This is a genomic window from Moraxella catarrhalis, from assembly GCF_001656295.1.
Classification (GTDB): domain Bacteria; phylum Pseudomonadota; class Gammaproteobacteria; order Pseudomonadales; family Moraxellaceae; genus Moraxella; species Moraxella veridica.
In genome coordinates this window covers 1-14,920 of record NZ_LXHE01000002.1, presented here as the reverse complement: position 1 = coordinate 14,920, position 14,920 = coordinate 1, and the positions used below count along the sequence as shown (strand labels likewise).

At 43.5% G+C, this 14,920-nt stretch carries 8 protein-coding genes, 2 tRNA genes, 3 rRNA genes and 1 pseudogene; 9 read left to right on the top strand and 5 right to left on the bottom strand.

Annotated features, from left to right (window positions below):
* The first annotated feature begins 243 nt into the window (after positions 1–243).
* The 9 genes and pseudogenes from AO382_RS00145 (at position 244) to fhuB (ending at position 9,698) form a co-directional block, all read left to right on the top strand.
* On the top strand, positions 244–1,230 hold the full coding sequence (locus AO382_RS00145) for a malate dehydrogenase (protein WP_064617152.1): 987 nt from the start codon (positions 244–246) through the stop codon (positions 1,228–1,230).
* A 153-nt stretch (positions 1,231–1,383) separates the two neighbouring features.
* Positions 1,384–1,623: a DUF2789 family protein gene (locus AO382_RS00140; protein WP_064610744.1), complete on the top strand. Its 240-nt coding sequence runs from the start codon at positions 1,384–1,386 to the stop codon at positions 1,621–1,623.
* 76 nt (positions 1,624–1,699) lie between these two features.
* Positions 1,700–2,013, top strand: a pseudogene (locus tag AO382_RS11390) (IS701 family transposase); the annotation flags it as partial.
* A 35-nt stretch (positions 2,014–2,048) separates the two neighbouring features.
* Positions 2,049–2,228 carry a hypothetical protein gene (locus AO382_RS00135; RefSeq protein ID WP_064617150.1) on the top strand — a complete coding sequence of 60 codons (180 nt, stop codon included), beginning with the start codon at positions 2,049–2,051 and terminating at the stop codon, positions 2,226–2,228.
* A gap of 249 nt (positions 2,229–2,477) precedes the next feature.
* Positions 2,478–4,613: a TonB-dependent siderophore receptor gene (locus AO382_RS00130; protein WP_064617148.1), complete on the top strand. Its 2,136-nt coding sequence runs from the start codon at positions 2,478–2,480 to the stop codon at positions 4,611–4,613.
* 69 nt (positions 4,614–4,682) lie between these two features.
* Positions 4,683–5,762, top strand: coding sequence for an SIP domain-containing protein (locus AO382_RS00125; RefSeq protein WP_064617146.1), 1,080 nt, complete (start codon positions 4,683–4,685; stop codon positions 5,760–5,762).
* A gap of 156 nt (positions 5,763–5,918) precedes the next feature.
* A complete protein-coding gene (locus tag AO382_RS00120) occupies positions 5,919–6,692 on the top strand; it encodes an ABC transporter ATP-binding protein (RefSeq protein WP_081261314.1) in 774 nt (257 codons plus the stop codon).
* Positions 6,689–7,651, top strand: coding sequence for an ABC transporter substrate-binding protein (locus AO382_RS00115; protein WP_064617144.1), 963 nt, complete (start codon positions 6,689–6,691; stop codon positions 7,649–7,651). Before AO382_RS00120 ends, AO382_RS00115 begins: the two co-directional genes overlap by 4 nt.
* Positions 7,641–9,698, top strand: a complete 2,058-nt coding sequence (fhuB, locus tag AO382_RS00110) for a Fe(3+)-hydroxamate ABC transporter permease FhuB (RefSeq protein WP_081261313.1) — start codon at positions 7,641–7,643, stop codon at positions 9,696–9,698. The genes AO382_RS00115 and fhuB overlap by 11 nt, the downstream gene beginning before the upstream one ends.
* Positions 9,699–9,743: 45 nt before the next feature.
* Here fhuB and rrf read toward each other — a convergent pair.
* The 5 genes from rrf to AO382_RS00085 form a co-directional block, all read right to left on the bottom strand.
* A 5S ribosomal RNA gene (rrf, locus tag AO382_RS00105) occupies positions 9,744–9,857 on the bottom strand.
* 112 nt (positions 9,858–9,969) lie between these two features.
* Positions 9,970–12,827: ribosomal RNA gene (locus AO382_RS00100) — 23S ribosomal RNA — on the bottom strand.
* 245 nt (positions 12,828–13,072) lie between these two features.
* Positions 13,073–13,148: transfer RNA gene (locus tag AO382_RS00095), tRNA-Ala, on the bottom strand.
* Positions 13,149–13,152: 4 nt separating this feature from the next.
* Positions 13,153–13,229: transfer RNA gene (locus AO382_RS00090), tRNA-Ile, on the bottom strand.
* 61 nt (positions 13,230–13,290) lie between these two features.
* Positions 13,291–14,819: ribosomal RNA gene (locus AO382_RS00085) — 16S ribosomal RNA — on the bottom strand.
* Together the 16S, 23S and 5S rRNA genes with 2 tRNA genes alongside form the textbook arrangement of a ribosomal RNA operon.
* Between the last annotated feature and the right edge of the window lie 101 nt (positions 14,820–14,920).

The window sequence follows — 14,920 nt, the reverse complement described above, 5'->3', positions numbered from 1 at the left end:
AAAATCTAAAAAGTCCAGTATGGCGACTGGACTTGTGAGTCTATCCGACTGATTAAATGCCAGTTTTTAAGAATTAATATCCAAAACTTGCCATCTTATACACACCAAAAAGGTTTGTCTTTAAATCCATAAAATGATACACTAACAATGATTTGACATTTTTATCAATAATATCATTATTAAAAATGTATAATCAATCTATTTTTTAAAATTTCTTAATACTTTAAACAAGGATTTTTATTCATGAAACAACCTGTACGAGTTGCTGTCACTGGTGCTGCTGGTCAAATTGGCTACAGCTTACTATTCCGTATCGCATCAGGTGAAATGCTGGGCAAGGATCAGCCCGTCATTTTACAACTACTTGAAATTCCTGTTGAAAAAGCACAACAAGCACTACAAGGCGTTATCATGGAACTTGATGACTGTGCTTTTCCATTATTGGTTGATGTCATTGGTACCGATGACCCTAAAGTAGCATTTAAAGATGCTGATTATGCACTATTGGTTGGCGCTCGCCCACGCGGTCCTGGCATGGAGCGTGCTGACCTACTTCAAGAAAATGCAAAAATCTTTACTGTTCAAGGTAAGGCGCTTAATGAAGTTGCAAGTCGTGATGTTAAAGTATTGGTCGTTGGCAACCCAGCAAATACCAATGCTTATATCGCCATGAAATCAGCGCCTGATTTACCAGCCAAAAATTTCACCGCCATGCTACGCCTTGACCACAACCGTGCGTTAACGCAAGTTGCCAAAAAAACAGGCAAGGCTGTCAAAGACATTAAGAAGCTAACTGTCTGGGGTAACCACAGCCCAACCATGTATGCTGATTATCGCTTTGCTACCATTGATGGCGAATCGGTCAAAGATATGATCAATGATCAAGAATGGAATGCTAACACATTCTTACCTACTGTTGGTAAGCGTGGCGCTGCAATCATCGAAGCACGCGGTCTATCATCAGCTGCTTCTGCTGCCAATGCAGCCATCGATCATATGCGTGATTGGGCATTAGGTTCAAATGGCGAATGGGTAACCATGGGCATTCCATCTGATGGCTCGTATGGCATTCCTGAAGGTGTCATGTTCGGCTTCCCTGTGACTACCGAAAATGGCGAATACCAAATCGTTCAAGGTTTGGAAATTGACGACTTCAGCCAAGAGCGTATCAATATCACACTAAACGAACTTGAAGAAGAGCGTGCCGCTATTGATCATTTATTTTCTTAATTCTAGAAAATACATTCAAATATCCAGCTGGTTTTGGCTGGATATTTTTTATGTTAAAAACAACACTTAAAAAACACAAACTATACACACTTGCATTGCTCAAGTATTGGCAAATTGCTAAAATAAATTTAATCACAATAAAAGGAGATAGTCATGTTAGGTGATATCGAATATACGATGAATGAGCTGTTTGCTCAATTAGGTCTTGAAAGTAGCGATGAAGCCGTTGAAAAGTTCATTGCAGACAATCAACTTGATGAAGAAACCAATTTAAAAAATGCGCCATTTTGGAGCGACTCACAAAGAGCATTTATCCAAGAAGAGTGGAAACATGATGCTGTTTGGGCTTTAGTATTGGATGAGCTCAATGCTCGTTTACATGAGAATATTTAGTTTTACAGTCCTTATCTCTATAGCCACTTATGAATTGCATACTAGTATTTTATCTTAGTATGCAATTCAACTCTGTGACCTCTACGACCAAGCAATAGCACACATCAACCCATTTGATGGCATCATCAGCATAGACGACACCGTCCTTGACAAACCCTACAGCAACAAAACCGACCTCATCGGCTACTACGACAGTGGCAAACACCACAAAGCCGTCAAAGGCATCAACCTTATCACCCTATACTACACTGACCGACAAGGTAACAGCCAACCGATTAACTATCGACTTTATGACCACAAAGACAAGATATCACAGGTGATAGTTGGTACAGCAGTAAAGAAAACCTTAAACACATCAAAAAAGCTGAGTTAGGGTTTATGTTTGCTGTTAAAGCCAACCGAACCGTTTCAATCAAACAAGGTGAATGGCTACAAGTACAGAAAAAAAGTTTCAGCTTCGCCGTGAGTGTAAAATCCGTAATCATGTATTCTCATCATTGATGGCGTTTGTGTATTTAAAACAGCAAGCAAGCCTTGGCTTTTCTTCGGTGTATGCTTGGGTTAGTCATCTTTTTACGCCTGTGGTTGCTCAAGTGTCCAAATAGGTCGCTGATGATTGATTCCATTTAAATCCAAAATCTAGCTAGAACTATCATGTTTTTTTGAGTTAAGATGGTGCGTAAGTTCTATATTATTTAGCTTTGTCTTCTTCATCATTTAACTTCATTTCACCTTGTCCAAAATCATTCATCAAAAACTTTTTTAATATATATTGATAATGATAATTATTATTGGTATGATAACACCCATAACACATCTCTTTTTTTAAATATCAGTTTTAAAGGACGGTTGCCATGCGTTTGTCTTTATTGCCCATCACGATACGCCATATCATCACCATAGGCTTGGTCTCAAGCTCAATATCAGCAATGGCGACTACCCCCCCCCTCATTTCTTCTGAGCCATTGCCCACAGTCAGACTTGATGCCATAACAGTTTATGGTGAAACATATCGAACCACCGCCACCAAAACCACACTACCACCCAGCCAAGCCCCTATGAGCTATCATCGCATTGAACAAAATACGCTTAAACAACGCCAAGCCGACAGTGTGAGCAGTGCATTACGCTATGAAGCAGGTGTTGATACAGAAAATCGGGGAACGGTCAGTATTTTTGATGAATACAATATCCGAGGATTTAAAAATTATTCAAATTTTTATGATGGTATGAGACTGCCTTATGACGGCACATGGAACTTGATGCCACAAGTAGATGCTTATGCCACCGAAGCCATTGAGATATTAAAAGGTCCTGCATCTTCATTATACGGCTTTAACCAACCAGGTGGTATGGTCAATCAAGTTGCCAAGACCCCCAAAAGCTCGCCTCAGCATGAAATAAGACTGCGTACAGGCACACATAACCTAAAAGAAGTGGGCATTGACAGCACATCAAAGCTCAGCGATGACATCAATTATCGCATGGTTGCATTGGTTCGTAAAAAAGATGGACAAATGCAAGATACCAAAGAAAAACGGACATTAATCAATCCTTCGCTGATTTGGAGACCCAATGATGACATCTCGGTACTTGCCAGTGTTTATTATCAAAATGACCCAAATATGTTACCCTCCACACCATTGCCAAGTTTAGGAACGCTATACAACGCAAGCTATGGCAAGCTTGGTGCAAATGCTTATGCAGGCGACCACTGGAATCACTTTAGTAAAAAAGTCTTCATGCCAAGCCAAACCATTAACTGGCAAATTAACGACGCTTTAAAGTTCAAGCACATCTTACGCCACACCAACGCCAAAGCTCAACAAAAAAATACTTATCATCAAGGATTTGTACAAGGCTCAGACTCCAAGCTCAACCGTACAGCCTATACCACAGATGAAAATATGACAAACTGGTCAACAGACAATCAATTGGCCTATGATTTATTTATCAAGGATTCATCACACAACCTATTGCTCGGTGTGGATTATCAAAAAACAAACAGTACCGCCAAATATGCCGACGCCATGTATCAAGGCGTTCCAACCATTGACCTTGCTCAACCAGACCATGGATTATTTAGCAAAACCAATCTAAACTTGACAGGCTATCAACAAAAAGATGACATTAAGCAAAAGCAGCTTGGCGTATATCTACAAGATGAGATGCAATGGAACAACCTGACCGTTGTTGCAGGGCTACGCCGTGATAACTATGAAAGTGTAACCAATACCCAAACGGCAAATAATACCCATAAAACCACCATCAATCAAGCCAATAAAACTTCTGGTCGCTTGGCAGGGATTTATCATTTCAATCACGGTCTTTCACCTTATGCAAGTTATTCTCAATCATTTCAACCTTTGGTTGGCAATAATTTTGTGACAAACAAACCGTTTGAACCCACCACGGCCAATCAGTTTGAAGTTGGGGTAAAATACGCCTCAACTGACAATAAAACCAAAGCAAGCTTGGCAGCCTTTGACATCACTAAGAAAAATGAAAAAGTGGCAGCAGTTGATTGGACAAAACAGACACAAACAGGCGAAACCACCTCAAAAGGGTTTGAGATATCAGCCGACCATCATTTTAACGACTGGCTTCATGCGGGTTTAAGCTATGGCTATGTAGATGCCAAAATCAGCAAAGATGAATTTAATCCACAATTGGTTGGCAACCGCCCTCAACAAGTCGCCAAGCATACCGCAAGCCTTTGGACAACCATCACACCCAATGATAAAACTTTGCTCAATGTTGGCATTCGCCATCAAGCAGGCATGCAAGTTGATAGACAAAATTCCGATACCTTGCCAAGCGTTACTTTGGTAGATTTGGCAGGCAGTCATCAAATCAGCCCCACACTCAGTGCAGGCTTAAGTGTCAGTAATTTGTTTAATAAAACTTATGTTGGCTCTTGCTATGATAAGATGAACTGTTGGATGGGTGCAGAACGCCAAGCCAGTGTCAGCCTGACGGCAAACTTTTAGTATGTTTAGATTGCTGATAAAAGATTGCTGATAAAACATAACGACCCCCACAACAAATACCAAAACATCATGCAAAAACACACTTTAACACCGTTAAATGATTCTAAACTGGCTGATCTCGTTAACCACATCAATGAAGATCACCTTGATGACATCAAAAGTATGGCAATCGGTCTGCTTGAGCTGACTCAAAATCAATGCAAAAACCTACAATCTGTGATGCTAAAACAGATTTATCAAGAAGGTTTTGTCTTGGATTTACAGTTTGAGCAAGACTGGTATCAACCTAATAAACAAGAACAACAAATTTGGTTTTTACAATTTGATACCGCCATTCAATCCGCCGAGCAACTCAATGAGCAATACATCGCCCTGCTGCAACGCAGTGATCGTAAACAAGGTAAAAAAACCATCGAAATTAGACAGCGCCACTTTGTTTTACAGGCGGTATCAGCAGTTAGCCAAAATATGTATCGCCTGACCTTACAGTCAAAAACAAACCTATCCCAACTGCCTGCTGGTTACGCATTTTTACTAAATCTTAGCTCATCTGCCACCAAGCAAAATTCCAATCGACCTTATCGCTACTACACACTTCGAAAAGCTTGGCAAGCCATATCCCCCCAAGGAGAAAAACAACATTTGGCATGGATTGACATATATTGTCATGGCAAAAAAAATGGTGAGTTTAGTCTTGGTGAAACATGGGTAAAGTCAGTTCAAATCAATGACATCATTACCAGCGAAAGAGAATTCCCTGAAAAAATTGAGCATCTAAATGGTCAGAGTTTATTGATTGCTGATGAAACCTCTCTACCTACGGTAGCAAGGTTGATAGAACTTTGGCAAAACCCCCAAATGCCCATTGTGCTGCTTTTTTTACAAAGCGCTCAGGAACTGGCTTATTTAGATGAAGCATTACCATCATCTTGCATCACAGTTCTACCCGTGATTGCAAAGATAAATGACGCACCACACGAACAAATTTTTGCCCAATTAATCGATTTTTTACAGCACACACCAATCAAAATTGATTCTATTTGGGGCGGACTTGAGGCAGCCACAACCAAACATCTTCGACCAATGCTTCGCAACTTTTTGGGCTCAAATTGCGACATTGTGCTAAAAGTATATTGGCGAGATGAATAAGACTGATAAACACACCATGTTACCAAGCCTGCTTGGTTCATTTTGCCCCATGTTGCTTTGTTTTGTCTGATTGGCTTAACAACTTGCCTTATTTTTTACCATGATTTTTTACCATTTGTTATCTTTTTTGATTAATTTATCTTTTTTGGTTAATTTATGCTCTTTACTCAATCACTTACGGTTATTCGCCAAGAAAAAACCTTACTGCATGATATTAATATCACCCTAGAAAAAGGAAAAATATATGCTTTAATTGGGCATAACGGATCAGGCAAATCAACACTTATCAAAACCTTAGCAGGTGAAATAACACCAACCAGTGGGCATGTGGCATTAGATGAATTGACAAATCAATCAATTTTTGATTTACCGCCCAAAACGCTTGCTCAATATCTGTCCTATCTGCCACAAAAGCTGCCTGATGCCAGTCATTTTACCGTTTCTGAGCTTGTGATGCTTGGTCGGTATCCCCACCAAAAATGGTTACAAAAACCCACTTCGCAAGACCACGCCATCTTATGCGAGGCAATGCAACACACTCAAATTGAACAATTTGCCAAGCAGTCGATGACAACGCTGTCAGGTGGCGAAAGAGCCAGAGCATGGCTTGCCATGTGTATTGCCCAAGATACGCCTTATCTTTTGCTTGATGAACCACTTGCTGCACTTGATATTGTATATCAAGTTGAAATACTTCGCCTAATCCAACACTTGGCAAAACAAAAAAACAAGGCAGTTATGATTATTATTCATGATATTAATCTTGCTTCACAATTTTGTGATGAAGTCATTGCTCTAAAAAATGGCAAACTGTGCCATATTGGTAATATTGCCAGCACAATGCAGCCAAAGGTGCTTGAGCGTATCTTTGGCATTCATTTACATTTACTAAGTCACCCCATGAATGGCAAAAAGGTGGCGGTCATATGATGCAAAAAAGCTTACTGTTTGCCATCAGTTTACTGCTATCTGGCTGCCAACCACAAAACCATCAGCAAAATACCCATCAAGCTACTCAACACAACCAGCAAAACACTTCTTCAACCACCACACAAAACCAGCCTCTTAAGATCATCACCCCTGATTGGGCGATTGCTTCCACCTTAACCGCCATGGGTTATCCACCCGTGGCAGTCGGTGATGTTAAAATTTATCCTGATTGGGTTGGCAAACCTGAACTACCAAGCCAAACCATTGACTTGGGAGCAAGGTCTTATCCAAATCCCGAACGATTGGCACAATTACAGCCTGATATGATTATTGACAATGATTTTTACGCTCATTTGCGTCCCTTGTATGGCGACACGCCTCATGCCAGCGTCTTTTTTGGCTCATACGGCGACATTGCAACTTGGCAAAATTATGCCGAGACAACCAAAAAACTGGGAGAAATCATCAATCAGCCCAAACAAGCCGAAGCATTTTTAATAGAATCTAAACAAAAACTGCATGAACTGGGATTAATATTTAGACAAAAAAATCCCGATATTCAAAAAATTGCCGTGGTGAAGTTTGCAGATGCCAATAATTTACGAATTTATGCCAACAATAGCTTATTTAAACCTGCCACTCAAGAAATGGGGCTGAGTCTAATCACGCTTGAAGATAAAATGGGACAAGCGAACATGTGGGGATTTGTATCAATCACATTGGGAGATTTGGCAAAATTAGACCAACAGACTTGTCTGGTCGTGGTTGAACCTTTTAGCCCCATGCTTTACCAAGATCTCAGAGACACCTTATTATGGCAAAGGCTCGGATATGCAAACAATCTTTGTATGACGGTCATAAAACCACTGTGGGTATACGGTGGCATATCGTCCATGGTTACCTTCGGTGAACGGCTTAATGAAGCAACCTTTCAAGGAAAAATAGCCAATGCCCAATAAAATATCAGCAATAAAACAAGTAATCACCCCAAAAGCCCCTGTCATTTTATGGTTTGTCTGTTTGTTATGTTTGGCAATGGTAAGCACAAGCTTGGTCATAAAAACAGCCTGGCATGATCCATTTGTATGGTTGTTTTTACCATCACAATCACTTAGCCTAAATCAGATGGTTGTACAATTACAACTCATACCAACCATATTTGTGGCAATGCTATCAGGTGGTTTGCTTGGCGTGGCAAGTGTGTTACTACAACAACTGGTCAAAAACAACTTAGCCTCAGATACCACACTGGCAGTCGGATCAGGGGCTGAATTATCGTTATTAATTGTTGCCATCGTTGCACCAAGTTTTGGGCTACATGGAAGTTTTTGGGTTGCATTTTTTGGGTCGCTGCTGGGCATGGTGCTGGTCTTTGCCATTTCTACCAAAAGCCATATGAACTCTGTGATATTAATTTTAAGTGGCTTAGTGGTGAACATCTTATTTTTCTCCATTGCCCAACTGCTCATCATATTTTATCCTGATTGGACGATGGGGGTTTTGGTTTGGGGCAGTGGATACTTAACTCAATCAAGCTGGCAAACTGGTCAATTTTTATTAGCAATCAGCGTATTTTTACCCCCAGCTCTATTTTTATTGCTCAAACCATTAACCTTAATGGGCTTAGATGACCGACAAGCCAAAAGTCTGGGTGTGCCTGTCGCACAGGTACGATTGGCGGCAATCATTTTGGTCGCCATCATTACAGCCAGCGTGGTGAGTCGGGTTGGCATCTTAAGTTTTGTTGGACTTGCCTCAGCCAGCATGGTCAATCTATTGGCAATCCGCCATATTTGGCAGCGATTGTTGGCAGGATTTGGATTTGGTGCGGTATTCTTATGGCTAAGTAACAACTTGGTTACACTACTCACAACATGGCTTAAACCCATGATTCAGCTTAATTTGCCTGTTGGTGCATTGACAGGCATTTTAGGATCAGGCATGGTTATTTGGCTGGTAATCCATCAAAGCAAACAGCAAATTCATCACGAAGAATCTTTCGCCTTTTTAACCATAAAAAGAAGTAAAAAAACACGCTTTTTTTGGTTTGTAATGGCACTTATATTGGTTATCATGGGCGGGCTTGCATTATATATTGCCCCAAATGCCATGGGTCATTTAACCATTCAAACAGATGTTTATTTAATTGAACAATTTCGTCTACCACGCACATTATCTGCAATGGCAACAGGTACCATGCTCGCCTGTGCTGGTGTCCTATTACAAAAACTCACTTGCAACCCCATGGCAAGCCCTGAGGTGATGGGAATTAGCTCAGGTGGCGCATTAGGCGTCATATTGGCATTTTTGTTCAACCCATTATTACTGGCAATGCTGGGATTAGAAAATCAAAAAAATGCAGACATTACTGTATTATTGGTATCAGGCATGATTGGATCAGGCTTGGTGCTTCTTTTGGTCATATGGCTAGCCAGAAAATTATCACCTTCTTTATTGTTATTGGTTGGGGTTGCCATCTCAGCGATGATGACCAGCGTTTTAACATTGATTAAAATATCAGGTGATCCCAGATTACAAGCAATATTAAATTGGCTATCTGGCACAACCTATTACGCCAACCCAAACTCAGCTTGGTGGGTGGTCATAGCGGCATTGGTACTATTCATCATCAGCTTATTCATACTAAAACCACTGCAAATAATGAGCCTAAATGAGACCATGGCTCGTAATTTAGGCGTATCAATTAAACGCGCCAAAATGATCACCTTAATCCTTGTTGCATTACTTAGTACCATATCAACCCTTGTTGTCGGCCCTTTAAGCTTTATTGGACTGATGACACCGCATTTGGCAATGACGCTTGGAGCAGTACGCTTATCTCAACAGCTGGCATTGTCAGCAATGTTAGGAGCAGGATTGATGCTTATCGCAGATTGGATTGGACGCTATGTCATTTTTCCATACGAAATCCCAGCAGGTATCATTGCTTCAGTCATCGGAGGAATATATCTGTTATATCTAATGAAAACGATGTCCAAGGAATAGGTAAAAAAACACCCCTCTTCAAAAGAAGAGGGGTTTAAAATAAGGTGCTGACGATGACCTACTCTCACATGGGCGAACCACACTACCATCGGCGCTAAGACGTTTCACTTCTGAGTTCGGGAAGGGATCAGGTGGTTCCATCTTGCTATTGTCGTCAGCGTAAAAGGATTAACAACGCGGTATGAGTCTGTTTGTTACTAAATCAAGATTAAGGTTCATCTTACATATTACCAATCAACACAGTCAGTGGGTAAAACCACTTGGGTGTTGTATGGTCAAGCCAAACGAGCAATTAGTATTGGTTAGCTACATGTATCACTACACTTCCACACCCAACCTATCAACGTCGTCGTCTACAACGGCTCTTTAGGGAAATCTCATCTTGAGGTGGGCTTCCCGCTTAGATGCTTTCAGCGGTTATCCCATCCGAACGTAGCTACCCGGCAATGCTTCTGGCGAAACAACCGGAACACCAGAGGTTCGTCCACTCTGGTCCTCTCGTACTAGGAGCAGATCCTCTCAAATTTCCAACGCCCACGGTAGATAGGGACCGAACTGTCTCACGACGTTCTAAACCCAGCTCGCGTACCTCTTTAAATGGCGAACAGCCATACCCTTGGGACCTGCTTCAGCCCCAGGATGAGATGAGCCGACATCGAGGTGCCAAACACCGCCGTCGATATGAACTCTTGGGCGGTATCAGCCTGTTATCCCCAGAGTACCTTTTATCCGTTGAGCGATGGCCCTTCCATACAGAACCACCGGATCACTAAGACCTACTTTCGTACCTGCTCGACTTGTGGGTCTCGCAGTTAAGCGCGCTTTTGCCTTTATACTCTTTGAACGATTTCCGACCGTTCTGAGCGCACCTTCGTACTCCTCCGTTACTCTTTAGGAGGAGACCGCCCCAGTCAAACTACCCACCATACATTGTCCTTAGATCTGTTAATCTCAAGTTAGAACCCCAACATAACCAGGGTGGTATTTCAAGGTTGGCTCCACAAATACTGGCGTATCTGCTTCAAAGCCTCCCACCTATCCTACACAAGTTAGGTCAAAGTTCAATGTAAAGCTGTAGTAAAGGTTCACGGGGTCTTTCCGTCTAGCCGCGGGTACACAGCATCTTCACTGCGATTTCGATTTCACTGAGTCTCTGCTGGAGACAGCGCTGCCATCATTATGCCATTCGTGCAGGTCGGAACTTACCCGACAAGGAATTTCGCTACCTTAGGACCGTTATAGTTACGGCCGCCGTTTACTGGGGCTTCGATCAAGAGCTTCGCATACGCTAACCCCATCAATTAACCTTCCAGCACCGGGCAGGCATCACACCCTATACGTCCACTTTCGTGTTTGCAGAGTGCTGTGTTTTTAATAAACAGTTGCAGCAGCCTGGTATCTGCGACTGCCAACAGCTCAAAGAGCAAGTCTTATCACCATCGGCAGCGTACCTTCTCCCGAAGTTACGGTACCATTTTGCCTAGTTCCTTCAGCAGAGTTCTCTCAAGCGCCTTGGTATTCTCTACCTGACCACCTGTGTCGGTTTCGGGTACGATTCATTTATGACTATGCTTAGAAGCTTTTCCTGGAAGCATGGTATTTGCCACTTCGCTGATAAATCAGCTTGCTATCAGATCTCATTAATAACCGAGCGGATTTGCCTACTCAGTCTAACTACATCCTTCCACCTGGACAACCATCGCCAGGCTGGCATAACCTTCTCCGTCCCTCCATCGCATCATAAACAAGTATCGGAATATTAACCGATTTCCCATCGACTACGCCTTTCGGCCTCGCCTTAGGGGTCGACTCACCCAGCCCCGATTAACGTTGGACTGGAACCCTTGGTCTTCCGGCGAACGGGCTTTTCACCCGTTTTGTCGTTACTCACGTCAGCATTCGCTCTTGTGATACCTCCAGCACACCTTACAGTGCACCTTCACAGGCTTACACAACGCTCCCCTACCACTTAATTGAAACAATTAAATCCGCAGCTTCGGCTCCTAGTTTGAGCCCCGTTACATCTTCCGCGCAGGCCGACTCGACTAGTGAGCTATTACGCTTTCTTTAAAGGGTGGCTGCTTCTAAGCCAACCTCCTAGCTGTCTGTGCCTTCCCACATCGTTTCCCACTTAACTAGGAATTTGGGGCCTTAGCTGGCGGTCTGGGTTGTTTCCCTCTTGACGACGGACGTTAGCACCCGCCGTCTGTCTCCCGGATATCACTCATCGGTATTCGGAGTTTGCATCGGTTTGGTAAGTCGGTGTGACCCCCTAGCCGAAACAGTGCTCTACCCCCAATGGTGTTCGTCCGAGGCGCTACCTAAATAGCTTTCGGGGAGAACCAGCTATCACCGAGTTTGATTAGCCTTTCACCCCTATCCACAAGTCATCCCCTGGCTTTTCAACGACAGTGGGTTCGGTCCTCCGGTGCCTGTTACGGCACTTTCAACCTGCTCATGGATAGATCACTCGGTTTCGGGTCTATACCCTGCAACTCATTCGCCCTATTAAGACTCGGTTTCCCTACGGCTCCCCTATTCGGTTAACCTTGCTACAGAATATAAGTCGCTGACCCATTATACAAAAGGTACGCCGTCACGGAACAAGTCCGCTCCGACTGCTTGTATGCACACGGTTTCAGGTTCTATTTCACTCCCCTAACAGGGGTTCTTTTCGCCTTTCCCTCACGGTACTGGTTCACTATCGGTCAGTCAGGAGTATTTAGCCTTGGAGGATGGTCCCCCCATCTTCAGACAGAATTTCTCGTGTTCCGCCCTACTTAATATGTCGCTTAAACAGTTTCGCATACAGGACTATCACCTACTATGGTTGGCTTTCCCACGCCATTTTGCTACTGTAAAATTGATCGGCTCCTCCGTGTTCGCTCGCCGCTACTTACGGAATCTCATTTGATGTCTTTTCCTCGGGGTACTGAGATGTTTCACTTCTCCCGGTTTGCCTTACACAGTAAACTGTGTAATAACCAACTTGTGTTGGTTGGGTTTCCCCATTCAGAAATCGCCGGGTCACAGGATATTGCCACCTCACCGACGCTTATCGCAGGCTATCACGTCTTTCATCGCCTCTGACTGCCAAGGCATCCACCATGTGCACTTCATTACTTGACCATACAACCCCAAGGGGTCTTATGGGTAATGTGTAACGATTCACCTATGTTTACGCTTGATTCAGTTCTCTTTACTTTAGGTGATTGTATTGGGTACAATCACCATGGTTAATTATTACGTTGGATAATAATTAACCCAGACTCATACTATGTTGTTAAATAATGTTATAAACTTCGTCAGTTTATAAAATGAAAGCATAAATAAGAAATCTTATTTAAATTGCTTATGTATGCTTTGATGTTTATTGGTGGAGCCAAGGAGAGTCGAACTCCTGACCTCCTGCGTGCAAGGCAGGCGCTCTACCAACTGAGCTATGGCCCCAAAATGGTGGGTCTAATAAGACTTGAACTTATGACCCCCGCGTTATCAACACGGTGCTCTAACCAACTGAGCTATAGACCCGTTTTAAACATCTTACCAAAGAACAACTTGTTGTGAATTCTTGCCAATCAGATAACTTCGTTAAGGAGGTGATCCAGCCGCAGGTTCCCCTACGGCTACCTTGTTACGACTTCACCCCAGTCATCGACCCCACCGTGGTGATCGCCCTCTTGCGTTAGGCTAACCACTTCTGGTGAGATCAACTCCCATGGTGTGACGGGCGGTGTGTACAAGGCCCGGGAACGTATTCACCGCAGCATTCTGATCTGCGATTACTAGCGATTCCGACTTCATGGAGTCGAGTTGCAGACTCCAATCCGGACTACGATAGGCTTTTTGAGATTGGCATCACATCGCTGTGTAGCAACCCTTTGTACCTACCATTGTAGCACGTGTGTAGCCCTGGTCGTAAGGGCCATGATGACTTGACGTCGTCCCCGCCTTCCTCCAGTTTGTCACTGGCAGTATCCTTAGAGTTCCCGACCGAGTCGCTGGTAACTAAGGAAAAGGGTTGCGCTCGTTGCGGGACTTAACCCAACATCTCACGACACGAGCTGACGACAGCCATGCAGCACCTGTATGTGAATTCCCAAAGGCACTCTCGCATCTCTGCAAGATTCTCACTATGTCAAGACCAGGTAAGGTTCTTCGCGTTGCATCGAATTAAACCACATGCTCCACCGCTTGTGCGGGCCCCCGTCAATTCATTTGAGTTTTAACCTTGCGGCCGTACTCCCCAGGCGGTCTACTTATTGCGTTAACTGCGTCACTAAGTCTTTAAAAGACCCAACGACTGGTAGACATCGTTTACGGCGTGGACTACCAGGGTATCTAATCCTGTTTGCTACCCACGCTTTCGCACCTCAGTGTCAGTATGATGCCAGGGAGCTGCCTTCGCCATCGGTATTCCTCCAGATCTCTACGCATTTCACCGCTACACCTGGAATTCTACTCCCCTCTCACCTACTCTAGTCATCCAGTATCAGATGCAGTTCCCAGGTTAAGCCCGGGGCTTTCACATCTGACTTAAATGACCACCTACGCGCGCTTTACGCCCAGTAATTCCGATTAACGCTTGCACCCTCTGTATTACCGCGGCTGCTGGCACAGAGTTAGCCGGTGCTTATTCTGTGGGTAACGTCAGGGCTTATGGGTATTAACCATAAGCTTTTCCTCCCCACTTAAAGTGCTTTACAACCAAAAGGCCTTCTTCACACACGCGGCATGGCTGGATCAGGCTTTCGCCCATTGTCCAATATTCCCCACTGCTGCCTCCCGTAGGAGTCTGGGCCGTGTCTCAGTCCCAGTGTGGCTGATCATCCTCTCAGACCAGCTACAGATCGTCGCCTTGGTAGGCCTTTACCCCACCAACTAGCTAATCCGACTTAGGCTCATCTAATAGCGAGAGCTTGCGCCCCCTTTCACCCGTAGGTCGTATGCGGTATTAGCTTGAGTTTCCCCAAGTTATCCCCCACTACTAGGCAGATTCCTAAGCATTACTCACCCGTCCGCCACTAAGTATCAGAAGCAAGCTTCCTAACTTCGTTCGACTTGCATGTGTTAAGCCTGCCGCCAGCGTTCAATCTGAGCCATGATCAAACTCTTCAGTTTAATCTTTTATTTGCCAATGAAAAAGACAAGCTTTTTTATTGGACTTTAATTTTGGCTCATTCATCGTGTACATTATGTACTTACTAGCAATAATTGATATT

Excerpts from the sequence above, each read along its gene's own strand:
- AO382_RS00140 (WP_064610744.1), top strand. The coding sequence starts at position 1,384 with ATGTTAGGTGATATCGAATATACGATGAATGAGCTGTTTGCTCAATTA.
- AO382_RS00130 (WP_064617148.1), top strand. The coding sequence starts at position 2,478 with ATGCGTTTGTCTTTATTGCCCATCACGATACGCCATATCATCACCATA.
- fhuB (WP_081261313.1), top strand. The coding sequence starts at position 7,641 with ATGCCCAATAAAATATCAGCAATAAAACAAGTAATCACCCCAAAAGCC.
- AO382_RS00120 (WP_081261314.1), top strand. The coding sequence starts at position 5,919 with ATGCTCTTTACTCAATCACTTACGGTTATTCGCCAAGAAAAAACCTTA.
- AO382_RS00135 (WP_064617150.1), top strand. The coding sequence starts at position 2,049 with ATGGCTACAAGTACAGAAAAAAAGTTTCAGCTTCGCCGTGAGTGTAAA.
- AO382_RS00115 (WP_064617144.1), top strand. The coding sequence starts at position 6,689 with ATGATGCAAAAAAGCTTACTGTTTGCCATCAGTTTACTGCTATCTGGC.
- AO382_RS00145 (WP_064617152.1), top strand. The coding sequence starts at position 244 with ATGAAACAACCTGTACGAGTTGCTGTCACTGGTGCTGCTGGTCAAATT.
- AO382_RS00125 (WP_064617146.1), top strand. The coding sequence starts at position 4,683 with ATGCAAAAACACACTTTAACACCGTTAAATGATTCTAAACTGGCTGAT.